The 24,124-nt window shown below is 59.5% G+C and carries 28 protein-coding genes; 14 read left to right on the top strand and 14 right to left on the bottom strand.

The annotated features are described in order from the left end of the window. Positions 1–52: 52 nt before the first annotated feature. Complete coding sequence (locus GRI43_RS06545; RefSeq protein WP_202391604.1) at positions 53–1,114, top strand: DUF2332 domain-containing protein; 1,062 nt, start codon at positions 53–55, stop codon at positions 1,112–1,114. Here GRI43_RS06545 and GRI43_RS06540 read toward each other — a convergent pair whose 3' ends face one another. The 4 genes from GRI43_RS06540 to GRI43_RS06525 are packed head-to-tail and all read right to left on the bottom strand — an operon-like array spanning position 1,115 to position 3,980. Next, positions 1,115–2,017 carry an alpha/beta fold hydrolase gene (locus GRI43_RS06540; RefSeq protein ID WP_160730677.1) on the bottom strand — a complete coding sequence of 301 codons (903 nt, stop codon included), beginning with the start codon at positions 2,015–2,017 and terminating at the stop codon, positions 1,115–1,117. A 1-nt stretch (position 2,018) separates the two neighbouring features. Further along, entirely contained in the window at positions 2,019–2,834 is an 816-nt protein-coding gene (locus GRI43_RS06535) for an SDR family NAD(P)-dependent oxidoreductase (protein WP_160730213.1), read from the bottom strand. Continuing rightward, complete coding sequence (locus GRI43_RS06530; protein WP_160730212.1) at positions 2,831–3,721, bottom strand: pirin family protein; 891 nt, start codon at positions 3,719–3,721, stop codon at positions 2,831–2,833. Before GRI43_RS06530 ends, GRI43_RS06535 begins: the two co-directional genes overlap by 4 nt. Next, positions 3,714–3,980, bottom strand: a complete 267-nt coding sequence (locus GRI43_RS06525) for a BolA family protein (RefSeq protein ID WP_160730211.1) — start codon at positions 3,978–3,980, stop codon at positions 3,714–3,716. Before GRI43_RS06525 ends, GRI43_RS06530 begins: the two co-directional genes overlap by 8 nt. A gap of 53 nt (positions 3,981–4,033) precedes the next feature. Between GRI43_RS06525 and GRI43_RS06520 the strand changes: the two genes are divergently transcribed. Then, complete coding sequence (locus GRI43_RS06520) at positions 4,034–4,621, top strand: J domain-containing protein (protein ID WP_160730210.1); 588 nt, start codon at positions 4,034–4,036, stop codon at positions 4,619–4,621. A 51-nt stretch (positions 4,622–4,672) separates the two neighbouring features. Here the strand turns inward: GRI43_RS06520 and GRI43_RS06515 are convergent, their stop codons facing one another. Then, positions 4,673–5,518, bottom strand: coding sequence for an oxygenase MpaB family protein (locus tag GRI43_RS06515; RefSeq protein WP_160730209.1), 846 nt, complete (start codon positions 5,516–5,518; stop codon positions 4,673–4,675). Positions 5,519–5,609: 91 nt separating this feature from the next. Here GRI43_RS06515 and cobS point away from each other — a divergent pair, with 91 nt between their 5' ends. Further along, the gene (gene cobS / locus GRI43_RS06510) at positions 5,610–6,593 is read left to right on the top strand and encodes a cobaltochelatase subunit CobS (RefSeq protein ID WP_160730208.1); all 984 of its coding nucleotides are present in this window, start codon (positions 5,610–5,612) and stop codon (positions 6,591–6,593) included. A 45-nt stretch (positions 6,594–6,638) separates the two neighbouring features. After that, positions 6,639–8,861, top strand: coding sequence for a transglycosylase domain-containing protein (locus GRI43_RS06505; protein ID WP_160730207.1), 2,223 nt, complete (start codon positions 6,639–6,641; stop codon positions 8,859–8,861). Positions 8,862–8,868: 7 nt separating this feature from the next. Here the strand turns inward: GRI43_RS06505 and GRI43_RS06500 are convergent, their stop codons facing one another. From GRI43_RS06500 to pyrE, 9 genes are all read right to left on the bottom strand, one after another. Further along, a complete protein-coding gene (locus tag GRI43_RS06500) occupies positions 8,869–9,270 on the bottom strand; it encodes a PaaI family thioesterase (RefSeq protein WP_160730206.1) in 402 nt (133 codons plus the stop codon). Next, complete coding sequence (locus GRI43_RS06495; protein WP_160730205.1) at positions 9,263–9,709, bottom strand: PaaI family thioesterase; 447 nt, start codon at positions 9,707–9,709, stop codon at positions 9,263–9,265. The genes GRI43_RS06500 and GRI43_RS06495 overlap by 8 nt, the downstream gene beginning before the upstream one ends. A gap of 66 nt (positions 9,710–9,775) precedes the next feature. Next, positions 9,776–10,246: a Holliday junction resolvase RuvX gene (gene ruvX / locus GRI43_RS06490; RefSeq protein WP_420849994.1), complete on the bottom strand. Its 471-nt coding sequence runs from the start codon at positions 10,244–10,246 to the stop codon at positions 9,776–9,778. Next, the gene (locus tag GRI43_RS06485) at positions 10,243–11,379 is read right to left on the bottom strand and encodes a DUF3089 domain-containing protein (RefSeq protein WP_160730204.1); all 1,137 of its coding nucleotides are present in this window, start codon (positions 11,377–11,379) and stop codon (positions 10,243–10,245) included. The genes ruvX and GRI43_RS06485 overlap by 4 nt, the downstream gene beginning before the upstream one ends. After that, positions 11,369–12,463, bottom strand: a complete 1,095-nt coding sequence (locus GRI43_RS06480; RefSeq protein WP_160730203.1) for an AI-2E family transporter — start codon at positions 12,461–12,463, stop codon at positions 11,369–11,371. Before GRI43_RS06480 ends, GRI43_RS06485 begins: the two co-directional genes overlap by 11 nt. Continuing rightward, positions 12,460–13,323, bottom strand: a complete 864-nt coding sequence (gene lepB / locus GRI43_RS06475; protein ID WP_338090017.1) for a signal peptidase I — start codon at positions 13,321–13,323, stop codon at positions 12,460–12,462. The genes GRI43_RS06480 and lepB overlap by 4 nt, the downstream gene beginning before the upstream one ends. 23 nt (positions 13,324–13,346) lie before the next feature. Continuing rightward, entirely contained in the window at positions 13,347–13,754 is a 408-nt protein-coding gene (gene acpS / locus GRI43_RS06470) for a holo-ACP synthase (RefSeq protein ID WP_160730201.1), read from the bottom strand. Between the two features lie 10 nt (positions 13,755–13,764). Next, entirely contained in the window at positions 13,765–14,505 is a 741-nt protein-coding gene (locus GRI43_RS06465; RefSeq protein WP_338090016.1) for a pyridoxine 5'-phosphate synthase, read from the bottom strand. A 1-nt stretch (position 14,506) separates the two neighbouring features. Beyond that, on the bottom strand, positions 14,507–15,085 hold the full coding sequence (gene pyrE, locus GRI43_RS06460) for an orotate phosphoribosyltransferase (protein ID WP_160730199.1): 579 nt from the start codon (positions 15,083–15,085) through the stop codon (positions 14,507–14,509). Between the two features lie 181 nt (positions 15,086–15,266). On the opposite strand from pyrE, the gene coxB reads away from it, so the two are divergent. The 10 genes from coxB (at position 15,267) to GRI43_RS06415 (ending at position 24,116) form a co-directional block, all read left to right on the top strand. Continuing rightward, positions 15,267–16,310, top strand: coding sequence for a cytochrome c oxidase subunit II (gene coxB, locus GRI43_RS06455; RefSeq protein WP_235903621.1), 1,044 nt, complete (start codon positions 15,267–15,269; stop codon positions 16,308–16,310). A gap of 37 nt (positions 16,311–16,347) precedes the next feature. Then, positions 16,348–18,051 carry a cytochrome c oxidase subunit I gene (gene ctaD, locus GRI43_RS06450; protein ID WP_160730198.1) on the top strand — a complete coding sequence of 568 codons (1,704 nt, stop codon included), beginning with the start codon at positions 16,348–16,350 and terminating at the stop codon, positions 18,049–18,051. A 112-nt stretch (positions 18,052–18,163) separates the two neighbouring features. Next, a complete protein-coding gene (locus GRI43_RS06445; protein WP_160730197.1) occupies positions 18,164–19,090 on the top strand; it encodes a heme o synthase in 927 nt (308 codons plus the stop codon). Continuing rightward, positions 19,087–19,212, top strand: coding sequence for a hypothetical protein (locus tag GRI43_RS14015; RefSeq protein ID WP_268893572.1), 126 nt, complete (start codon positions 19,087–19,089; stop codon positions 19,210–19,212). The genes GRI43_RS06445 and GRI43_RS14015 overlap by 4 nt, the downstream gene beginning before the upstream one ends. A 2-nt stretch (positions 19,213–19,214) precedes the next feature. Further along, a complete protein-coding gene (locus tag GRI43_RS06440; protein WP_160730196.1) occupies positions 19,215–19,823 on the top strand; it encodes a cytochrome c oxidase assembly protein in 609 nt (202 codons plus the stop codon). A 91-nt stretch (positions 19,824–19,914) separates the two neighbouring features. After that, the gene (locus tag GRI43_RS06435) at positions 19,915–20,781 is read left to right on the top strand and encodes a cytochrome c oxidase subunit 3 (RefSeq protein ID WP_160730195.1); all 867 of its coding nucleotides are present in this window, start codon (positions 19,915–19,917) and stop codon (positions 20,779–20,781) included. Further along, positions 20,781–21,167 (top strand): DUF983 domain-containing protein, encoded by a 387-nt coding sequence (locus GRI43_RS06430; protein WP_160730194.1) that lies wholly within the window; start codon positions 20,781–20,783, stop codon positions 21,165–21,167. The genes GRI43_RS06435 and GRI43_RS06430 overlap by 1 nt, the downstream gene beginning before the upstream one ends. After that, positions 21,164–21,742 carry an SURF1 family protein gene (locus GRI43_RS06425; RefSeq protein WP_160730193.1) on the top strand — a complete coding sequence of 193 codons (579 nt, stop codon included), beginning with the start codon at positions 21,164–21,166 and terminating at the stop codon, positions 21,740–21,742. The genes GRI43_RS06430 and GRI43_RS06425 overlap by 4 nt, the downstream gene beginning before the upstream one ends. Before the next feature lie 83 nt (positions 21,743–21,825). Further along, positions 21,826–23,226 (top strand): threonine synthase, encoded by a 1,401-nt coding sequence (thrC, locus tag GRI43_RS06420; RefSeq protein ID WP_160730192.1) that lies wholly within the window; start codon positions 21,826–21,828, stop codon positions 23,224–23,226. Continuing rightward, positions 23,226–24,116: an RsmD family RNA methyltransferase gene (locus GRI43_RS06415; RefSeq protein ID WP_160730191.1), complete on the top strand. Its 891-nt coding sequence runs from the start codon at positions 23,226–23,228 to the stop codon at positions 24,114–24,116. The genes thrC and GRI43_RS06415 overlap by 1 nt, the downstream gene beginning before the upstream one ends. Positions 24,117–24,124 lie beyond the last annotated feature (8 nt).

Raw genomic sequence — 24,124 nt, 5'->3', positions numbered from 1 at the left:
ACGGGCGGCAAATAGGCAGAGCCGGGGCAAAGGGCAATGGAAAGGAAGCCAAATGGCTGCGAATGCGATCATGGACATCGGTAATGTGGCCGAAGCGATTGAATGGCAGGCTGTCCATGCGGAAGAAGCAGGCGCGCCCAATACGGCAAAAGTCGTCCGGGCGCTTCTTGCGATCCTCCAAGGCGATACGGCGGTGGGTCGCCGGATTGCGAATTGGGAAGGGCTGAGTGTGAAAGACGCCATGCCGCTGCGGATTACCGGCGGGCTGCACAATCTGCTTTTGACCGGCGAGGATCGGCGTCTGGAACCGGTTTACGCAGGGCTAGTCGCGGGACAGGATGCTGTCGATGCAATCGTGGTGGACCTGGTTGAGAAATTCGATGCGCGCCTGCTGCCATGGCTGGATGGGCCGCCGCAGACCAACGAAGCCGGACGGTCCTGGGCGTTTATGGCTGCGCTGAAATGGCTGTCGGAAAAGCTTGGGCCAAAGTTCGAGATCAACGAGCTGGGCGCGAGCGCAGGCGTCAACACCATGATGGACCGCTATCATTTCAATCTTGGGGGCGTGACTGCCGGGCCGAGTGCGTCACCGATGAGGATTGAGCCGGAGTGGGAAGGGCCGCCGCCTCCTGATTTTCCGGTGGAGATTGTTTCTATCCGTGGATGCGATCAAGCTCCGGTTGATCTGTCCGACCCGGAATCCGCGCTCAGGCTAAAAAGTTACGTCTGGCCAGAGGCGGCGCAGCGCATGGCACGGATCGAGGCCGCGATCGAGCTAGCAGGGAAATGCCCGCCCGATCTGGTCAAACAGGATGCCGGGGATTTCGTGGCCGAGATGCTTCAACGGGAACAGCCGTCGGGTGTCACACGGGTCCTCAGCCACTCGATAGTCTGGCAATATATCCCGGAAGCGACGCAGCAGAAGATCATGCACATGATGGAACAGGCCGGCGCGAAGGTCACTGCGGAACGCCCGCTTGCGTGGGTTGCTCTCGAAACCAACCGCGAAACTTTCCGGCATGAGCTTAGCGTACGTTACTGGCCTGGTGGGGAGGATGCGGTGACGCTAGGCTGCGGCCATCCGCATGGTGCCTGGGCTGAATGGTACGGCTGATCAGCCGCCTGTCCGGCCAAGAAAATCGTCGATAGCCGCGTTGACCTTTTCCGGTGCCTCCCACGGGACGAAATGTCCGCAATCGGGCACTTTTACCAATGTCGGGTCTTTGATCACACGATCCAGACCATCCAGATTTTCCGGCGGCAGCGCCATGTCGTCGAGCGCCCATATGACAAGCGTGGGAATATCCAGATTGGGTAACATCGGCGGAGCAAACCCTTCGGGCACATCGAACGGAGCGTCCATAGGCGGCACGTCGATCTGGCTGGCGCGGTACCAATTCAGCATCGCAATGCCCGTTTCCGGATCGGACCAGTCACGCAGCTGCGCCGCGCGTTCTTCCGGCTCCATTGCCGACGCACTTTCCCATTCGGCTTCGCGCCTGAGGAATTCGGCCAAGCCGTGTTCTCGGATAAAGGGATCATGACCAGCATCGCGAAAAGCGCGCATGTACTGGCTCGCCTGTCGCTGCACCTGGTTGGTGTATAACAGCTTCTGAAAGATCACCGGATGCGGCGCATTGGCAATAATCGCCCGTTCTACTCGTGCGCCCTGACCGCCGATTGCCACACCCCAGGCAATCGCGCCGCCCCAATCATGTCCAACCACCGTAAATTTATCGACGCCCAGAGCATCTGCGAGCAGGAACACATCCCCGATCAGCTTGTCAGGGGTATAGGCATCGATCCCGGCTGGACGCGACGAAGCGCGATATCCGCGCTGATCGGGCGCGATGCAGCGATAACGGTCCGAAAGATGCGGAATCTGGTGCCGCCAGGTGCGGTGCGATTCCGGAAAACCATGCAGGAAAATCAGCGTTTCACCGCCGCGCGGCCCCTCATCGACCACGTCCAGTTCGATGCCGTTGGCCAGCGCAACGCGTTTCTGGATGAGAGCCATGTCAGCCATCCGCTTCCATTTTTTCCATATATCCGGCAGCGACCATCCCGGCGACCTGATCGAGCAATTGGTCAGGGGTGCGGCGCATCTCGCCCATCGCCTCTTCCATCCCGCGTGCCACGATGATTTCGCGCTGCCCGGCTTCGATCGCGTCGACCATAGTCTTGGCCGCTTCAGCGGGCGGGATACCGTTGTCGATTACATCATCGCTCTTACCGCGCTTTGATCCGTCTGCCGCCAGCGCATTGCGGGAGACATTGGTTGCGACAGAGCCGGGCGCAATCACGTGCACTTCCACGCCTTTTACGGACAATTCGGCCCTCAGCGCATCAGCATAACCGATGAGGCCGAATTTCGCGGCGCAATAGGCAGTGCGCATCGGCACGCCGACCTTGCCCGCGATAGAACTGATAAAGACCAGATTGCCGGATCCGCGCTCCGCCATATGCGGCAGTAGGGCCTGCGTCGCTGCAATCTGGGCCGTCAGATCGATTTCGATGATGTCGCGGTACACCTGCATGTCGGTTTTCAGCGCTTGGCTGCGCTGGGAAATACCCGCATTGGCGACAAAGACATCGACATTGCCCGTCCATGCGGTCGCCTTGGTGACGGCGTCGTGCATCGCGGCATCGTCACGCACGTCGAAGGGGAGGATCAGGCTATCCGTGCCGAGGTTCTCAGCCACTGCGGAAAGCCGGCTCTCGTCGCGTCCCGAGAGGATGATGCGTGCGCCGCGCGAGGCCCATTCTCTGGCCAGCGCCTCTCCGATTCCCGACGATGCGCCGGTGATCCAGATGGTCTTGTCTTTGAAGCTCATGGGTAACTCACTGTCTTTGGGGTGTCGGGGATGGGAATATATTCGTCTCTGTCACCGGGTACCTCTGCAAACCTGCCTTGGTCCCAGTCTTCCCTTGCCTGCTGGATTCGCTCGCGGCTGGAACTGACGAAGTTCCACCACACATGGCGCTTGCTGGCAAATGCTTCGCCGCCAAGATACATGACGCGCCCGCCTGATTTGCAGGCAAGGGTCATCGTTGTTCCGGGCTTCAGCACCGTCAGCTGATAAAGGCCTAGGGCTTGCCCATTGATCTCTGCCTCGCCACCGACCAGCATCAACGCGCGTTCGTCTGCGCTGTCATCGATCGGGATCGATCCTGACGGGGAAAGGACAATCTCGGCGTAAATCGTTTCTGCGTGCGTGGTGGTTTCCGCCCGCTGACCCCACAGGTCACCCATGATGACGATCGCCTTGGCACCGCCTCCCTCGATCACCGGCAGGTCCGAAACAGCCTCGAAAGCGGGGTCGATTTCTTCACGGCCATCAGGCAGCGCGAGCCAGGTTTGCATTCCATAAAGCTGCGGCCCTGCGTCACGTTCGGCCTGCGGGCTGCGTTCTGAATGAACGATGCCGCTGCCTGCTGTCATCAGGTTCACCTGACCCGGCCGAATGGTCGAATAGCTGCCAATGGAATCTCGGTGATCGATAGCGCCCTGGAACAGCCATGTGACGGTGGAGAGATTGATGTGCGGATGCGGGCGAACATCCATTCCGGTTCCGATATCGAGCGAGCCGGGACCGAATTGGTCGACGAAGATGAACGGACCAACCATGGTGCGATCTCTGGAAGGTATCGCGCGGCGCACTTCGAACGCACCAAGGTCGTGCGTGGCCGGTGTGATGGTCTGTTCGACGATATTATTCATCAGGGGCACTGGCCTTGATCGCGAGCGCGTGTACCCGCTGCCCCGGTATATCACCCAACGCGCCATTGATCTTGCGCTGCCGGTTCAGCCGTGACACGCCGGAAAAATGTTCACTCTCGATAACGATGGTGAAATGCGATTCCCCGCTGCCATCATCGCCGGAGTGGCCGGAATGTTTGGCGCTGTCGTTGATAATTTCCAGCTTTGACGGGGCGAACGCGCCCTTCAGCAAGGTTTCCATTTCTTGGGCAACGGTCATCAGGTCAAACTCCAGATTTGCAATTTCAGCAGGGCTCCCCATCCTAAAGCCCTATGCGCGGTGACAGGTTCCATGGTCGGTTTGAAGATGTAGGGCAAGAATGCCAGGCGCCCGGATGCAGGGAGGCGGGGGAATTCCGCGCCCCGGGATCGCGCGGAAACAGTTTTGATGGGCCGGGTGAATGGCGCTGGTTCTGCTTGGAGCACGTGCGCGAATTCAACTCCGGGTACGACTGGTTCGAAGGCATGAATGCCGAAGAAATTCTGGCAGCCCAGTCACCTGCCGCAGGCTGGGCGAGCGAGAGCAGGGCCTTTCGCCCCGATGCCGGGATCGACGGGATGCCGCGCTGGGCTGATTTCAGCGACCCGCTCGATGCGATTGGCGGACGGGCCGCAGATATCAGGGCGCGCGCCGCGGGAAACACGGCCGAATATGGGCGTTTCACCCCGCACGAGCGGGAGGCGCTGAATGTCATGGGGCTCAAAGTCGATATTGACCGGCAGAAGCTGCGCCGGCGGTATTCGGAACTTGTCCGGCGCTATCACCCGGACCGCAATGGCGGCGACCGAAGCCACGAGGCGCGTTTGGGGAAAGTCGTCGATGCGTACCAGTTGCTGAGGAAAAGCGCCGCTTTCGCCTGATTTAAGAGCCTGAAATATGTTCGGCCATCGCGATACTTTTGCTTGGCCCGGTCAGCCCTGCCGAAATGCCCAGCGCAGTGTTCGTCCGGCAGTGCGTGCGGCCAATTTTGCCGGGATCGCGGTGATCCCCGGGCTGCTCAGGCCGAGCATCGAGCGGGCATAGGCGGGCAGCATGTCGACTGCGGCGGTTCCGAGCATCTGCTGCACGCCGGGCGGTGTCCCCTCAGGCCGCTGTGTCAGGACCAGATCAGCGACCTGTCCGGCCTCTGCAGAAGGGCGAAGCTCGGTGCGAAATTCCCGCATCAAGGCGTCCGCCTCCCTTTTGTTTTCCGGGACAGGTTCTGCGCCCAGCTTTTTCGCTATCACGGCGAATTGACGGAAATACTCGTCCTGATCGGCCAAGCTCATCCCAGGGCGGACATATTGCAGGTAGGCGTCGAGAAAGCTGGTCGCCTCCGCCACGTGAACCCATGCCAGCGTGCGCGGGTTTTGCGCTGAATAGGGCGTCCCATCGGGAAGTGTACCCGCGACCGCGGCATGGATCCGGTTGACCCTTTCGATCACCTTTTCCGCTTCATCCCTGTGGCCAAAGGTCGTTACCGCAATGAATTTTGCGGTCCGCCGCAGCCGGCCATGCATGTCTTCACGAAAGTTTGAATGATCCAGCACCCCTTGCAGCGCGTGGGGGTGCAGCATCTGCAGCAGCAGGCTCCGAATACCGCCGATCATCATCGAGACAGCATCGGCATGAACCAGCCGGATCGGGGAATCCTTTGCGAACAACGCATCATCGGACGGCGGAACAGGCTTTTCACCCGAAGCGGTGTCGTTAAAAACCGCGCGCACACGGTCCACCAATTTCGTGCGAATATAATCGGATGGAAGCGGCAGAGGCATCTTGGCGAATATAGGCTAATCCGCGGTCAAGGGAATGTTATTGTGTCAGCGCTTGCAGGGACCCTATCGCGCCGCTAGGCGTTGCGGCGATATGACAGACAAGACTTTCGACCCGACCTCCAAGACATCGCTGGCCGCGCCCGATACCACTGTTGATGTGCGCGACACATTCGGCATCGATATCGACTGGCAGGTTCCGGCCTTCAGCGAAGCGGATGAACGCGTTCCCGATTTCGACGCAAGCTATGTGTTCGACCCGGACACGACACTCGCGATCCTCGCCGGTTTTGCGCACAATCGCCGGGTGATGGTGCAGGGCTATCACGGCACGGGTAAGTCGACCCACATCGAACAGGTCGCAGCGCGCCTCAATTGGCCATGTATCCGCATCAACCTCGATGCGCATATCAGCCGTATCGATCTTGTCGGACGGGATGCCATTGTCCTGCGTGACGGATTGCAGGTCACTGAATTCCGCGAAGGTCTGCTGCCGTGGGCTCTCCAGCATCCGGTGGCACTCGTGTTCGACGAATACGACGCTGGCCGCCCCGACGTGATGTTCGTGATTCAGCGTGTCCTTGAAACAGAGGGCAAGCTGACGCTGCTCGACCAGAACCGCGTGATCCGCCCGGATCCGAATTTCCGCCTGTTCGCCACCGCCAACACGGTGGGACTGGGCGATACCAGCGGGCTTTATCATGGCACCCAGCAGATCAACCAGGGCCAGATGGACCGTTGGAACATCGTTGTCGGCCTGAATTATCTGCCCGCCGAGACCGAGTTGGACATCGTATCTGCGAAGAACCCGGACACCGACCGCAAGCAGATCGCCGACATGATCAAGGTTGCCGACCTAACCCGTCAGGGTTTCATGAACGGCGATATCTCCACCGTGATGAGCCCGCGTACGGTCATCACCTGGGCGCAGAACACGGCCATCTTCAAGGATGTCGGCTTCGCGTTCCGTCTCAGTTTCCTGAATAAATGTGACGAGGCAGAACGTATGTTGGTGGCTGAATATTATCAGCGCGTGTTCGGCACCGAATTGCCCGAGAGTGTTGTCTCGAAAGGCTGAAATTGCGTCTCGCATTCAGCGTATTAGTCTGCTAATACAGTTGTAATGGTTGCGCGCTTTCTGAGCTTTCTGAAAAATGGCCGGCGTGCGTCTCCGGAAACGGAGCCGCGCGGCAACGACTATTATTCCGTGCAGGAGCCCTACGGGAGCGCCTGGGCAGATGATGACGACGATTTCGATCTGCACGAAACGCCGCGTGCTACGCCCCGCGCGACCAGGCCTGATTTCGATGCGTGGGACGAACGGCTGGATCAGATCGACGGTCAGGTCGTGGCGCCCGATCGAACGCGTCACCGGTGGTGGCAGCCGCGTTATTGGCGCCAGCGCCGCAAGCGCTGGTGGATCGCGCGTATTGTTGCAGCGCTTCTTCTATCATTTTTCCTGATCGTTGCGTGGCTGGCGGTCACTGCTCCGCTGTCGAAATCGCTTGAACCGATCGCCCCGCCGCAGATCACCCTGCTGGCGGCGGATGGGACCCCGATCGCGCGCAATGGCGCGATCATGGGCGAACCGGTGGACCTGCAAAAACTGCCTGATCACGTGACCGAGGCATTTCTCGCGATCGAGGACCGGCGTTTCTTTGACCATTGGGGTGTTGATCCGCGCGGCTTGGGCCGGGCAGTATGGGCGCGCGTGTCCGGCGGACCGATGCAAGGCGGCAGCACCATCACACAGCAATTGGCTAAATTCACGTTCCTTACGCCGGATCAGACCCTCTCGCGCAAGGCTCGCGAAATGCTGATCGCGTTCTGGCTGGAAGCCTGGCTGACGAAGGAGGAGATCCTCGAACGCTACCTCTCCAACGCGTATTTCGGAGATAATGTCTACGGTCTTCGCGCCGCATCGCTGCACTATTTCTATCGCCATCCCGAGAACCTGAAACCGGAACAGGCAGCGATGCTGGCGGGCCTTGTGCAAGCCCCATCGCGCTTCGCACCGACACGCCATTACGACCGGGCCAAGAACCGCATGGTCATGGTCAAGAATGCCATGGTCGCGGCAGGTTATCTGACAGAGAACGAAGCCAGAGCGATGCCATTTCCCAAGGTCGACAGCCGGACCATCCGGGATTTGCCGACGGGCACATATTTCGCCGATTGGGCGCTACCCGAGGCGCGCGATCTGGCCGGCGGCGGATATTCCAGCCAGCAGGTTACGACCACGCTCGATTCTCGGCTGCAAAATATCGCGGGCAGGGTCGTCAAAAATGCCCGGCTAGGCGATGCGCAAATCGCGCTGGTGGCGATGCGGAAGAATGGTGAGGTCGTCGCCATGATCGGCGGCAAGGATTACAGCAAATCGACCTTCAACCGCGCTACTCAGGCAAAGCGGCAGCCCGGCTCGACCTTCAAATTGTTCGTCTGGCTGGCAGCGCTTGATGCGGGGATGGAACCCGATGACCTGATCGACAATTCTGCAATAGAAGCCGGCTCCTACAGGCCAAAAAATGCGGGTGAGCGATATTCGGCCAATATCACGCTGGAAGATGCTTTTGCCCGGTCGAGCAATGTCGCAGCAGTACGGTTGTTCAACCAGTTGGGCGATGAAGCGGTGCGTGAGAAAGCCCGTGAATACGGCATATCATCCCCGATGCCGGCTGGCGACCCAAGCGTGGCGCTGGGCACGTCGACAGTAACCTTGCTTGAACTCACCGCAGCGTATGCCGGAGTTGCGGCAAACAGTTATCCAATCGAACCGCACGCTTTCCCGCGCGAAGAGCAGGGATGGTTCGACTGGTTGTGGAACATGCCGGGCAGCATGTCCTCGTCCTCGCATGCCGACATGGAACAGATGCTTCGGACTGCGGTGAACCGGGGCACTGGCAGGGCTGCTGTCTTGAGCGTGCCCAATTTCGGAAAAACCGGGACCAGCCAGAACAACCGTGATGCGCTGTTCGTCGGCTATGCGGGCGATCTGGTGGTCGGCGTGTGGATCGGGAATGACGATAATTCACCGCTCGCGGGGGTCAGTGGCGGCGGGCTTCCTGCGCGTATCTGGCGCGATTTCATGCGCCAGGCTATCGGTGCAACGGCTGTGGAGGCTGTGCCAACACCCACCAATCCCGAAGGCCCGGTCCAGCCGCTGGACGTGCCCAACCTCGAAGATATCCCTCTCGATGACAATGGATCGCGTCTGCGCATCGATGAAGGCGAGGGGGTGACCATTTCAACTCAGGTCGAAGGCGTGCCGCTGGAAATCCGGCTCGATGATAACGGGCTGGTGGTCAATCCGGGAAGGTCGGAAGACGATCGGGCACCGCGAAACTAGCGCGGAGCTATTCCCCTGCCATCAGGATATTCATGATGGCGGTGGCAATTGGCCTGTCGCGGTCATCCTGCCATGCTTCTACAGAGATATTGGCGTTTCGCCGGCCTAGCTTGGTGATCCGGCCCTTGGCATAGGTCGTGCGGCGCTTCCCCGCAGACAGAAACTGGACCGTGATGTTGATCGGTTTAAGCCGGTGGGTCCGGCCCCGCTGCTGCAATTCCTTGCGCAGCAGCGCATATCCTGCGGTTTCCAGCAGGCCGCTGGTCGCGCCGCCATGAAGATGTTCCGGGCGTCCCTCTACATCACCGGTAAACTCAAATGCGAGGACGGGGGCGCCGTCTTCTTCACCCTCGATCCGGATGCCGATGGATTTCGCATAAGGGGTTAGGTCTGTGCTTGCATCAGACATTGCGCGTCTCCCCACTGATCGACATGAACACCGCAGACATGGTTGCAACCGTATCTTCCGGATCGCCATCATGCGCGTAACCGCGAACGAAGGCCGCTGATTTGGTGAGGCGGTAGCATTCCACATGCGCAATCACTGCGCTGCGAGCACGGGCAGGGCGCTGATAATCCACCCGCAGGTCCATCGTTGCAATGCCTACGAATTTGCCGTTCGCAGTCCAGATCGAGAGGCCGGACGCCATGTCGAGCAGGCTGATGATCGGGCCCGATGCGAGAATTTCCTGGTCGGCTTCGCCCACCAGATCTTCGCGCCAAGGCAGCTCCAGTTCGACCCAGTCATCCCCGTGATCATGATATTCAAGACCCAGCGCAGAAGAGTGCCCATGGCGGAGCATGAATTGCGCGGCCTGGCTTGGATCGAATTTGTGGGGCTCGGACATGGTGACGCTGTTATCCTGTGGGCCGTTCAATTCAATGGTAGTTTTCGCAAAAGCGTGGGTGAACGATTAGAGGACGCCGCCGGCAAGCGCGTCGATTGCGCCCTGCAGGAAAACCGCCGCCGCGTGGCTGTCGATCCGTTCCGCACGTTTGCGGCGGCTCATATCCTGACCGATCATGTCGCGTTCTGCCGATGATGTGGACCAGCGTTCGTCCCACAAAAGCACCGGCAATTCGAACGCAGCCGACAGGTTCCGAGCGTAAGCGCGGCTGGCCTGTGCCCTTGGTCCCTCGCTGCCGTCCATGTTGCGGGGCAGGCCGATTACCATACCCCTGATCGTGCGTTCTTTGACAAGCTCGGCCAGGCGGTCACGGTCGCGTCCGAACTTGCCCCGTTCCAGCGTTTTTCCGGCGGTCGCGAATTGCCAGCCTGCATCGCAGGTTGCGAGGCCGATTGTCTTTGTTCCGAGGTCGAGCGCGAGCAACGCACCGCCATCGGGGAGCGCGTCACGAAACTCGTTTGCGATGTCGGTAATCAGCGGCCCGAACTCCAGCTTCCGACGCGGCTTACAACGTCGGACTGCAGGTTCTTCCAGAACAGCGGAATATCATAAACATGGTAATTGTTGCCCGGCAGCACCGCATTGCCCATTTCCGGTGGCGGGCCGATCAACAGCAGGCCGTTATCCGCGCAGCGAGCGGGAACATAGCTTTCGACAAGCTCGCCATTGGATAGATCATCCTGCGGCACCAGCGTGCCAGCATTGCTGCTGGCAGGTGCCGACCCGCCGACAGAGCCGGTCAGTGGGTTTGTGCACAGAATTTCGCTTTCGCCGCGAAGCTGACCGTCGAAACCGGGCGAGGTAGCATATGCCTCCAGAACGGGACCGGGATCGGCCGGTTCTGCGTAGCTGGACCAGCTCAATATACAGCCAGCCTGCTGGGCAGTAGCGCAGGCCGGCAGACCGAGGGCGGGCAGATCGTGCGCGATGGAAATCGGCCAGCCAGCGGCATAGACCGCCGCGATCCGGTCTGCCGCGGGCTTACCGGCGACTTCTTCGCGCAGCAGGCGGAGAAGGTGCAGAGAGCCTTGGCTGTGCCCGACCAGTACAACGGGTGTGTCGGCGTCGACCGTCGCCATGAAGAAATCATACGCCTGCTTCACATCCGAATACGCCGCTTCGATGGATTTTTGCGCATCCGCGCTGTCGGTCAGGAACGCGCCGAATGTTGCCTGCCGGTATCGCGGTGCCCAGATTTCGCTGGCGCGGTTGAACGGGCTGGCCATGCCGCGGACATACAGTTTCGCAATGCGCTGCGATTCGCCCTCTTCCAGCGGCGCATTCCAGCTGCTGCGGTCGAGGTAGCTTGTCGGATGTACGAAGAAGACCGCAAATTCCGGATCGGGCTTCGCTGTGCGGGGCAAGGCGCGTTCTTTCCCGCGCGTCGCCGGTTGCCAGCGAGCCGGATCGTCCAGGCCGATACCGGGCCGGGAAAACCACATCGCTGGATCCTGATAGGCGTTCTCTTCGAGCGGGGACTGTTCCACGAAGCCGCTGCTGGGCACCATGGCAAGCCGGGTCAGTTCTTTCGACCAGATATTCAGAACGAACCCGCCCGCGATCACCAACACAATGATGATGGCAATGAAATAAAGGAATTTACGCGCCATTTTTGGCAGGCTCCACTTTTTCGCGGTTGTCGTAACGCTGGGCACGCTGTTCCAGGGCAACTTTTAGCATGGCCAGCATCGGATCGGCCAGAAACAAGCCGATGATCCCAAACAGAATACCCATTATCAGCTGGGCTGCGAGAACCAGTGCAGGGGCAAGATCAACGGTCTTCTTGGCGATCATCGGGATAACGACATAGCCGTCGAATGTCTGAACAAGGAAATAGACGAATATGGTGTAGACGCCCATGTCCGTTCCGCCTGAAAAACCGACCAGCACCATTAGCGACCCTGCGACCAGTGCGCCGAGATTGGGAATGAAGGCCAGCAGGCCCGTCAGAATGCCCAGCAACGCGGCCATTGGCACACCGTACCATGCCAGCAATATCCAGGTGAAAATCCCTTCGAAAATCATGCCCACCAGACGGCCCGCCATCAGGCGGCGCATGGTATAAGCCATCTTCGATGCAGTTTCGAAAAACTCTGCGCGGCGGTGGCGCGGCAGCATCCATGCGACGCCGCGTTCATACAGCTGCGGTTCCATCGCAAGATACACTCCGATGATGCTGATCAGCAGCAATGTGGTCAGCCCGCCCAGTATACCTCCAATGGCGCGAGTGACGGTGCCAACACCGCTGATCAGCTGCCCGGCCATGCCCTGCAGGTCATCGACGGCCACTGCGAAACCCTGCGCGCGTAGCCAGCCAAACGCCACCGTCGCTTGCGCTTCGATAATTTCAGGAAGCTGCGCTGCCTCGCGCGAAATCTGCGACCCAGCATACCCGGCCAGCCAATAGAAAAATCCGCCGCCGATGAACAGGACGATTGCGACCAGCCATGTGCGGGGCAGGGGTACAACCCGGCCAAGCAGGCGCGCGCCGCCATCGATAATCGTCGCGGCAACCATCGCGCCGAAAATGACCAACAGCGATTGTGAGATGTAAACGGCGAGGATCACCACGCCGATGACGCTGGTCCAGACAAATGCACGCTGCGCTTCGAACCTCAGTTCGGGGCTTGAGATGCGGGAAGGGCTGCCGCCAATCCCCTCGTCAAAGGCCTGCTCGTCTGGTTCCTGGCTCATTCGTTCTCCGGCGTTTCCGAGATTGCCGGACGCAGCGTGGTCCAGGAACGCCCGCTGCGCAAGGAAGACCACCAGCTGGCCGGGTTCCAAGTCGTGCTTCCATCCAACGAGAAGGTCAGGAATTCTGCGCGCCCGCCCACGTTTTCCATTGGAACCGGCCCGCCAAGGCCAAGCTCGAACGTTGCTGCCCGGCTATCGGCCGAATGGTCGCGGTTGTCGCCCATCATGAAGATGTGCCCGGCGGGGATGGTGATCTCGTCAAAATTGTCGAGCGACTGGTTCATGTGGTCAATAATCAGGTAACTCGCGCCGTTGGGCAGCGTCTCGCGGTAGGTCGGCACTTCGTAGACATCCCGGCCATCATCCAAAGTGGTGCGGTATTGCTCAAAATAGGCCAGACATGGCCCGCCATCGCAGGTTTGCTGCGGATCGATAGGTAGCCTGATGGCCGGTTCGACGGCCTGCGGAACAGGGTTTCCGTTGAGGATGATCTGGCCGTTGACCACGGCGATCTTGTCTCCCGGCAGGCCGACAACGCGCTTGATGTAATCTTCATCGCGCACCGGCGGCACAGCGATCACGATATCGCCATATTCAGGCGTGCGGGGCCAAACGCGCCAATCACCGCGCGGCAGAACGTGGAACGATGCCGAAACCCACGACCAGCCGTACGGGTATTTGCTGACCACCAGACGGTCACCAACCATCAGATTGGGCAGCATCGAAGTGCTGGGAATGTAAAACGGTTTCGCCACCAGGCTGTGAAATGCCAGCACCGCGAGCAGCATCAGCGCCAGCCCGCGGATTTCCGCAATCCAGTTAATCTTTTCAGACGATTCGCCGTTGGTCTGCTGTGTCACGTTTGCTACCGAAACTCGTATCTTTACCGGAGGATGGGAATGGCTTCGATTATTACGAAGGCCTGCGCCCATGGGTGATCATCGGTGAGGGTGAGATGAATAACTGCCTCATGGCCATCGGGCGTCAATTCCGCAAGCCGCTTTGCTGCGCCATTGGTGAGGGCAAGAGTGGGCGCGCCGGACTTGGCGTTCACAACACCGATATCCTTCATGTAGACACCGCGATAGAATCCGGTGCCGACCGCTTTCGAGAATGCCTCCTTGGCCGCGAACCGCTTTGCATAGGTTCCGGCGCGGGTGAAGGGGCGCTTGGCAGCCTTGGCACGTTCGATATCGGTAAAGCTGCGTTTTTCGAAGCGCTCGCCATGCCGGTCGAGAACACCCTGGATGCGCTCGATATTACACAGGTCGGAACCGGTCCCGATTATCATTCCGGGCCTCTCAACGTGCTTCGTCCATCAGGTCGCGCATCCGGCGCACCGCTGGCTCCAGACCGGTGAACACCGCTTCGCCGATCAGGTAATGCCCGATGTTGAGTTCAGCCAGCTGCGGTATCGCGGCAATCGGCTGAACATTTTCGTATGTCAGTCCGTGGCCCGCGTGTGGCTCGATTCCATTCTTCGCTGCTAGGGCCGACATATCGGATATACGCTTGAGTTCCGCAGCGACCAGCTCGCGGTCGTTGTCGAGGTGGGCGTGGGCGTATTCGCCGGTATGGAATTCAACAACCGGGACGCCAAGCTGAAGGGCCGCGTCCAATTGGCGTTCCTGCGCCTCGATAAACAGGCTCACCCGGATACCCGCATCGCGCAGCCGGGAAACAATCGGTGCCAGGCGGTTGTGCTGGCCCGCAGCATCCAGACCGCCCTCGGTCGTACGTTCTTCGCGTTTCTCTGGCACGATGCAGGCCGCGTGCGGATTATGTCGCAGCGCGATTTCCAGCATTTCGTCAGTCGCCGCCATTTCCAGATTGAGCGGCAGATCGGTTGCGTCCTGTATACGCTTCAGATCGTCGTCGCGGATATGGCGGCGATCTTCCCGAAGGTGCGCGGTGATCCCGTCGCCGCCGACAGCCGCGACGATCTGTGCTGCGCGAACCGGATCGGGATGGTCACCGCCGCGCGCATTGCGGATGGTGGCGACGTGATCGATGTTCACACCGAGACGCAATCTGCCTGACACTTTACTTGCGGCTCCCCGGCTTGGTGACTGGCACGGCGGCCAGTTCGGCGGGAATCTCATCTTCCGCATAAGTGGGGAAGGTGATCTCGACCAGTGCATGATAGGGAACGTCGAATTCGACATCACCGCCCGACCGGTTGACGATGGAAACCAGCGCCAACACCTCGCCGCCGGCATTTTCCACCGCTTTCATCGCTTCTTTCGAAGAAAGGCCGGTAGTGACCACGTCTTCGACCACGATCACCTTCTCGCCCGGCTTCAGGCCGAATCCCCGGCGGAATCCAAAGGTCCCGTCGGGCCGTTCGAGGAACATCGCTTCCTTGCCCAGTGCACGGCCCATTTCGTGGCCGATAATGATGCCGCCCATCGCAGGCGAGACGACCGTGTCGATCTCAGCGCGCAGTTCGCGCGGCAGTTTGGCGGCAAGGGCGGCTGCGAGTCGGCTGGCCCGCATCGGGTCCATCAACACGCGCGCGCATTGAAGATAATGTGCGCTGTGACGACCGGAGGACAATTTGAAATGCCCTTCCAGCAGCGCTTCACTGGCGCGAAACTCGGACAAAACTTCTTCTTCAGTCATGGTGATTTACCGGTGATCCCATTGCTCATTGCCCCAAAGACAACATTGGTTGCGGATTTTTCTCCTAGAAGCGCTTGAGGCAGGGGGCAACCATGCGTATAGGCGCGGCTGAAAAGTCCCTGAACGGGATGGTTTGGGCTGCTTGCCGCAGTCCGCAAATGAAAACGGAAAGCGTCAACGCATGAATTTCGGTGATCTGCCCAAAGGGGCAATGCGAACGATAACCACACTCTGGATGGCAGCAATGCTTGCGCTGGCACCTCAGGTTGCCGCAGCACAGGATGTGGCCGCAGCTGACACTGTCGAAGTGGCTGATGCCTCTGCCGATGTTGCTGCGACGACCGAAGCTGCCGACGCCGGTGCTGGCTACACGCCGCTGGGCCCCGACATGATCAAGGGTCAGCCGGAGCCTGGTGCGATCGATTTCCAGCCGCAATATACCGACGATGGTGAGTTCGCATACAAGATGCACACCTATCTGCTGGTTCCGGTCATCACCGTGATCAGCCTGTTCGTCCTTGGCTTGTTGCTGTGGGTTGTGGTTCGCTATCGCCGTGCCAAGAACCCTGTACCTTCGAAAACGACGCACAACACGCTGATTGAAGTCGTGTGGACGCTGGTCCCGGTTCTGGTGCTGGTCGCCATTGCCATCCCGTCTATCACTCTGCTGGCGCGCCAGTATGAAACCCCGCCGGAAGACGCCGTCACTATCAAGGCAATCGGTTATCAGTGGTATTGGGGTTACGCATATCCCGACAATGGCGGTTTCGAAGTTATCTCGAACATGATGCCTGAAGAAGACGCGATTGCTGCTGGTCTTCCTGCGCAGCTGGCAGTCGATAACCGCATGGTTGTTCCGGCAAATACACCGCTGCGCATTCAGACAACCGGTGCAGACGTGATCCACTCATTCGCTGTCCCGTCGCTCTGGTTCAAGATCGACGCTGTGCCTGGCCGCCTCAACGAACGTCTTCTGACGATCAAGGAGCCGGGCATCTATTACGGTCAGTGTTCCGAGCTTTGCGGTGCGCGTCATGGTTACATGCCGATCGCTGTTGAAGCGCTCCCGCGCGATCAGTGGGAAGCCTGGGTGCTGTCGAAAGGCGGCACGATTGGCGAAGAAGCTGAAATTGCGGTAGAAGACGCGCAATCGGCTGAAGATGCTGCCGAAGCTGGCGATGCTGAAGGTGTTGCTGCAGCGAACGCCGCCGCAGCTGCTGAATAAGCCCGAACGAATTTCAAAGAAGGTCTAGAGAAAAGCCATGGCAACCACAGCCGAAAATTTCCCGGTCCACAGTGAAGATCACGGGCATGATGCAGATCACAAGCCCGGTTTCTTCGCGCGCTGGTTCATGTCAACCAACCACAAGGATATCGGTACGCTCTACCTGATCTTCGCGATCTTCGCGGGTATCATCGGTGGTGCCATTTCCGGTATCATGCGTGCCGAACTGGCAGAGCCTGGCATTCAGGTTCTTGGCGGTGTTGTCACCATGCTTGGCGGCGAAGCGGCCTTCGACCAGAACCTGCACATGTGGAACGTGCTGATCACTGCCCACGGCCTGATCATGGTCTTCTTCATGGTCATGCCGGCGATGATCGGCGGCTTCGGTAACTGGTTCGTTCCGATCATGATCGGTGCGCCTGACATGGCGTTCCCTCGCATGAACAACATCTCGTTCTGGCTCACCGTTGCCGGTTTCTGCAGCCTGCTTTTCTCCATGTTCGTGCCGGGCGGTACGGGTAATGGTGCGGGCACTGGCTGGACCGTCTATGCGCCGCTATCGACCAGCGGCTCTGCGGGGCCGGCAGTCGACTTTGCGATTTTCTCGCTCCACCTGGCGGGCGCAGGTTCGATCCTTGGTGCGACCAACTTCATCACCACCATCTTCAATATGCGCGCGCCGGGCATGACCCTGCATAAAATGCCGCTGTTCGTTTGGTCGGTGCTGGTCACTGCATTCCTGCTGCTGCTCGCGCTTCCCGTGCTTGCTGCTGCGATCACCATGCTGCTGACCGACCGTAATTTCGGAACCACCTTCTTCGATCCGGCTGGCGGCGGCGATCCCGTTCTCTACCAGCACCTGTTCTGGTTCTTCGGTCACCCTGAAGTTTACATCATGATCCTGCCGGGCTTCGGCATGGTCAGCCAGATCGTGGCCACCTTCAGCCGCAAGCCGGTGTTCGGCTATCTCGGCATGGCCTATGCCATGGTCGCAATCGGTGTCGTCGGCTTCATCGTGTGGGCTCACCACATGTACACCGTCGGTCTCGACGTGAATACGAAGATGTACTTCACCGCAGCGACGATGGTTATCGCGGTTCCGACCGGCGTGAAAATCTTCAGCTGGATCGCAACCATGTGGGGCGGTTCGCTTGAATTCAAATCGCCGATGGTCTGGTCGCTGGGCTTCATCTTCCTGTTCACCGTTGGCGGTGTGACCGGTGTGGTCCTCGCAAACGGCGGCGTTGATGACGCACTTCATGACACGTATTACGTTGTGGCTCACTTCCACTACGTGCTGTCGATGGGTGCGGTGTTCTCGCTCTTCGCGGGCTTCTACTACTGGTTCCCGAAAATGAGCGGCAAGATGCACAGCGAGTTTCTCTCGCACCTGCACTTCTGGACGTTCTTCATCGGCGTGAACGTAATCTTCTTCCCGCAGCACTTCCTGGGTATCCAGGGTATGCCGCGCCGCTATCCGGATTACACGGAAGCTTACGCCTACTGGAACGAGGTTTCCTCGATCGGCTACATCATCATGGCCGGTTCGATGGTGATCTTCTTCGTCAACCTTGCCTATGCATTCCTTGCAGGCCGCAAGGCGGGCGACAATCCATGGGGCGAAGGTGCAACGACGCTGGAATGGACATTGTCCTCACCGCCGCCGTTCCACCAGTTCGAAACTCTTCCGGTTATCGAGGATCACCACGATTACCACGATCACCGTCCGGCAACGGCATAAGCCAGTCGGAGCTTCCCCGAAGGAAGCGTGAATTTGAAAACGGGGAGGGGCGCGTCGGATACGGCGCGCCCCCCTTTATAGGAGCAAGCCGAGCAGGCAGCTTGAACATTTGATGCAACAGGCGAACCCAACATCCACACAGGCGCTGCCCGCCGACTGGCGCGATTTTTTCGCGCTGACGAAGCCGCGCGTGATGACTTTGGTGATTTTCACCGGTCTGTGCGGACTGCTGGCTGCGCCAGGATCCATCCATCCCGTCATCGGGTTTACCGCAATTTTCTGCATTGCCATCGGCGCTGGCGGTGCTGCTGCATTGAACCAGTGGTGGGAAGCGGATCTCGACGCGGGAATGAAGCGCACCTCTGCGCGGCCGCTACCGGCCGGCCGGATGCAGCGCACCGATGCGCGTGATTTCGGCATATTACTTTCGGCTGCTTCGGTCGGGGTGATGGGGCTGGCGGTTGGCTGGCTGGCGGCGGGCATACTAGCCGTATCGATCGTCTATTACGCGGTTGTCTACACCATCTGGCTGAAGCCGCGGACCCCGCAGAACATCGTCATAGGCGGCGGAGCCGGCGCATTTCCGCCCATGATTGGATGGATCGCGGTAACAGGCGACATCACACTGATGCCGGTGCTGCTATTCGCAATCATCTTCATGTGGACCCCGCCGCATTTCTGGGCGCTCGCGCTGTTCGTGCAGAGCGATTACGCCAAGGTCGGCATTCCCATGATGCCGGTTGTCAAAGGGGAGGCTTCGACCCGCAAGCAGATCTTCGTTTACAGCGTTCTGTTGGTTCCCCTCGCAGCCACCCCGTGGTTTATCGGCGGCACGACCGCTGTTTATGGTATAACTGCGCTGGCCTTGTCGCTCATGTTCCTGGCGCTCGCCATCCCGGTCAGCTTTCGCCGTTCTGTTGAAGGCGACACGATGAAACCGGAAAAGCGCCTGTTTGCCTTCAGTATCATCTATCTTTTCGCCCTGTTCACCGCGCTGGTGGCGGACAGGCTAGCATTTTATCAGGGATTCATCGCATGACACCCGAAGAACAGGAAGAAATCACCAAGCGCCGCAAAGGCCGCAACATCGCAGTTGGTGCTGTGCTGCTGTTTTTCGTGGTTCTGTTTTACGCCATTACAATTGTGAGAATGGGAGACTGACGATGTCGACTGTCGCGCTCGAACAGAAGAACCTGAAGGTCGCGATCTATGCTTTTGCCGGCGCGCTCGCGATGCTCGGGCTGGGATATGCTGCGGTACCGCTATATGATTTGTTCTGCCGCGTAACTGGTTTTGGCGGGACTACGCAGCAAGCGACAGAGGCTGATGCCGACATTGCCGCGCGATTGGCGCAAAGTGCCGGCGCGCGCGAAATTTCGATCCGGTTCGATGCGACGACCGCTGCCGACATGCCGTGGACCTTCAAACCGGCTCAGGTCACCGACAAGGTCCAGATCGGGCAGCGCGACCTTGCGTTCTACACTGCAAAAAACAACAGCAACGTGCCGATCACCGGTACCGCGACATTCAATGTCGAACCCGAACAGACCGGTGCCTATTTCAACAAGATCCAGTGTTTCTGTTTCACCGAGCAGACCCTGCAACCGGGCGAAGAAATCCGTATGCCGGTCCTGTATTATGTCGACCCGGCAATCCTGCAGGATGAAAATGCCAAGGACGTCGAACAGATCACTTTGAGTTACACATTCCACAAGGCGGCCCAGGGCGCGGCGGTTCAAGGCGAAAAAGCTGCCCAAAAACCTGAATCCTGAGGCTGGACCTGCGGCCCGCAGATGATTAAGGGCATCCCATCAATCTCGGCGCACCGTATGGCAAAGGCGCTCTGACAGGACGAGAATTTCCATGGCTGGTACGAAAAACCACGATTATCACATTCTGGCTCCCGACATCTGGCCCCTGATTGGCTCGGTTTCGGCACTGACTTTCACCACCGGCATGGTCTTCTACATGCACGAGATGGCTAACGCCTATCTGGTGCTCGGCCTTGGTATCGCAGGCCTCATCGCCACGTTCTTCAGCTGGTTCAGCAACATCGTTCGTGAAGCGCAAGGCGGCGATCATACGCCAGTTGTCCAGCTTCACATGCGTTACGGTATGATCCTGTTCATCGCGTCGGAAGTCATGTTCTTCGTCGGTTGGTTCTGGAGCTGGTTCGACTTCTCGCTGTTTCCGTTCCCGATCGAATATGTCGATGGAGCGGTGATTTCGCGCTTCGGCGAAGATGGCGCTGCGGCAATCGCACAGTGGCCGCCAAAGGGTCTCGAAGTTCTCAATGCCTTCGATCTCCCGCTGCTTAACACGCTGATCCTGCTCTGCTCGGGCACCACCGTAACCTGGGCGCACCACTCGCTGATCCACGGTGATCGCGACGGCCTCAAGAAAGGTCTGTGGGCGACCATCGCACTTGGCGCGTTGTTCACGGCAATTCAGGCATACGAATATTCGCACGCTCTGGGTGCTTTTGGCTTCGGTCAGAGCAACTACAGCTCGGCTTTCTACATGGCGACCGGCTTCCACGGTTTTCACGTTCTGATCGGCACGATCTTCCTGATCGTCTGCCTGGTCCGCACCTACAAGGGTCACTTCACCCCGCGTCAGCACTTCGGTTTCGAAGCTGCGGCATGGTACTGGCACTTCGTTGACGTCGTATGGCTGTTCCTGTTCATCGCCGTCTACGTCTGGGGTGGCTGGGGCGCCGAAATTCACTAATGTCTTCGGAAGTTCCGGAGAAAACGAAGGGGCAGCCGTCCATTGGACAGGCTGCCCTTTTCGGTTTGTGCCCGCAATGCGGTTCGAAAACTCTGTTTGAGGGCGTTGCTCAGTTCTCGCCGAAATGCAGTTCCTGCCAGCTTGATTTTACCCGCTTCAATGTCGGCGATGGTCCGGCAGGTTTCCTGACCCTGATAATTGGCGCAATTATCGTTGGCCTCGCCCTGTGGCTGGAAGTTTCCCAGGCGCCTCCATTCTGGGTTCACGCGATGATCTGGACGCCGATCACCTTTGCAGCAGTGATTCTTGGTCTGCGCGCTGCCAAGGCTGCGCTTCTCTACGCAGAATATGACCGGAACGCCGGCGAAGCGGGGCGCGGAGAATGAACTTGCGGTCCCTCCCGGTTTTGCCGAGCCTGATCGTGGCGGCTGCAGTTGCCGCCATGATTGCGCTGGGTTTCTGGCAATTGGGCAGGGCGGACGAGAAGGAAGCGCTGCTGGCCAGTTACCGCAATGTTCCGCAGGATGCCGCTCCGGTCGAATATCCTCTGACGGACGAGGGGATCGAGCAGAACCTCTACCGGGCAACGACAGTCCAGTGCGGAGAGGTGGTTTCAAAACGCGACATCGTCGGCACCAACAGTGTCGGGGTCAAAGGCTGGGCGCACCTCGCGACCTGCCGACTTGCCAGTGCAGGCGAAGGCGCTGACGAAGCAGAAATCGCCCTTGGATGGTCGCGGACACCGCAAGGCCCCGATTGGGCGGGCGGCGAGGTAACCGGCATGCTGGCGCCCGGCGGCAAGATTGTTGCCGATCCGCCGCTTGCGGGACTTGGCCCGCTGGCAAAGCCCGATCCGGCCGACTTGCCGAACAATCACTTGTCCTACGCTGTGCAGTGGTTCCTGTTCGCGCTGACCGCGCTTGTTATCTTCATATTGGCAGTGCGCAAGAAGGCTGGCTGATACACGGTTTAGAGGCAAGCTATGGCCGGGTAAAGCGCGCCTCGCTTGCCCAGTCTGGCCGCTGCCGCTAACCGCGCAGAACGATGCAGTATATTTCGACACGAGGAAGCGCGCCGGCGCTCGATTTCGAAGGGGTAACCCTTGCAGGTCTGGCCAATGATGGCGGGCTGTATATCCCGGCTGAATGGCCGCGTTTTTCCGAAGGCGAGATCGCCGCGATGGCGGGCCTGCCTTATGCAGAGCTTGCTGCGCGCATTATGACACCGTTCATTGGAGACAGCCTGTCGCAGGACAAGCTGCGCGAGTTATGCGCCGCGGCCTATGGCCGTTTTTCCCACGCCGCTGTGACCCCTCTCAAGCAGTTCGACGAACAGCAATGGTTGCTCGAACTGTTCCACGGCCCGACGCTGGCTTTCAAGGATGTCGCCCTGCAGATGCTAGGGCTGCTGTTCGAGACTTTCCTGTCGCGCAGCAATGATCACCTGACGATTGTCGGCGCGACCAGCGGTGATACCGGCTCTGCCGCGATTGACGCGGTTGCCGGGCGTGAGCGGATCGACATTTTCATGCTGCATCCCAGTGGGCGGGTCAGCGACGTGCAGCGCCGCCAGATGACCACGGTGCTCGCGCCCAATGTTCACAACATTGCCATCGATGGCAGCTTCGACGATGCGCAGGCCATGGTGAAGCGGATGTTCGGCGACAGCGAAATGAACGGCCGTTTCCGCATCACCGCAGTCAATTCGATCAACTGGGCCCGGTTGATGGCGCAGGTGGTGTATTACTTTGCCGCCGCCCTGCAATTGGGTGCGCCGCAGCGCAAGGTCGCTTTCTCCGTCCCGACCGGCAATTTTGGCGATGTTTTCGCGGGCTATGTCGCAGCGAAGATGGGCCTGCCGATCGAACGTTTGATTGTGGCGACCAATGTGAATGACATTCTCCACCGCGCGCTGTCGGATGGTGACTATTCCGCTGGCAGCGTAACCCCAACCGCCGCACCGTCGATGGATATTCAGGTCAGTTCGAACTTTGAACGGCTGCTGTTCGATTGCGGCGGCCGCGACGGAACCGCGCTGGGCGAACAGATGCGCGCGTTTGAGCAAAGCAAGGCCATGCAGCTCACCAATTCGCAGCGTGAGGGAGCCTCCGGCCTGTTTACCAGTACCCGCGCAGGGGCAGATGACATGGCATCGGCAATGCGCTGGGCCAGCGACCATTGCGGCGAGATCATCGATCCGCACACCGCCATTGGCCTTTATGCTGCGCGCAGCACCGAACTGGCCAAGAATATCCCGGTAGTCACGCTTGCAACAGCGCATCCGGCGAAGTTCAGCGATGCTGTGGAACGCGCAACGGGAATGCGGCCTGCCTTGCCATCCCGCGTTGGCGACCTCTTCGCGCGCGAGGAGCGGTTTGACGAGCTGCCCGGCGATTATGATGCCGTTGCCGATTATGTGGCGCAGCGTGCGACCGAGTCCCGCTGATGGCGCAGCTGATTGAGCAGCCAAGCCTCCTCACCGGCGAAGCGTGGGACGATTACGGTCTGGTCGATAGCGGTCACGGCCGCAAGATCGAGCGATACGGTCCATATCGCTTCATCCGCCCGGAACCGCAGGCAATGTGGCAACCGCGCTTCGAAGACTGGGATGCGCATGGCGAATTCATCCCGGGATCGGACGAAGATGGCGGCGGACGCTGGCATTACAGCAAACAGGTTCCAGAGGCTGGGTGGCCGATGAAATGGCGCGATGTGTCCTTCACAGCGCAGTGCACTCCGTTTCGCCATCTGGGTTTCTTCCCCGACATGGCACCTGTGTGGGACTGGATGCGCGGGCAGCTGGATGGGAAGCCCGATGCCGAAACGCTCAACCTGTTTGGATATACTGGTGTCGGTTCGCTTGCCTTGTCGCAGTGCGGCAAGGTGACACACGTCGATGCGTCGAAGAAATCGGTCGCTCAGGCACGTGAGAATGCTGAGCTTGCCGGAATGGCTGACAGGCCGGTTCGCTGGCTGGTTGATGATGCAGCGAAATTCACCGCGCGCGAGGTGCGTCGCGAACGAAGGTATGACGGGATCATCCTCGATCCGCCCAAGTTCGGGCGGGGGCCGAAAAGCGAAACCTGGCGTCTGGAGGAAGGGCTGCCCGATCTGGTGTCCGATTGCCGCCAGTTGCTCGATGCTGACAGCAGGTTCCTGTTCCTGACCGTTTATGCCGTGCGAATGTCCAGCCTGGCCCTTGCCGGATTGCTCGCGGAAAAATTTGCCGACCTGCCCGGCACGATCGAACACGGCGATCTGGCGGTCCGGGAAGAGGGTGAGGGCGGCAGGATGCTGCCAACCGCGATCTTCGCGCGCTGGTCGAATAAAGGCTAAGGAACCTT

Source organism: Pontixanthobacter luteolus (assembly GCF_009828095.1).
In the GTDB taxonomy this organism is placed as follows: domain Bacteria; phylum Pseudomonadota; class Alphaproteobacteria; order Sphingomonadales; family Sphingomonadaceae; genus Pontixanthobacter; species Pontixanthobacter luteolus.
Note: the sequence above shows the minus strand (reverse complement) of the source record. Positions and strands in the feature narration are given on the sequence as shown.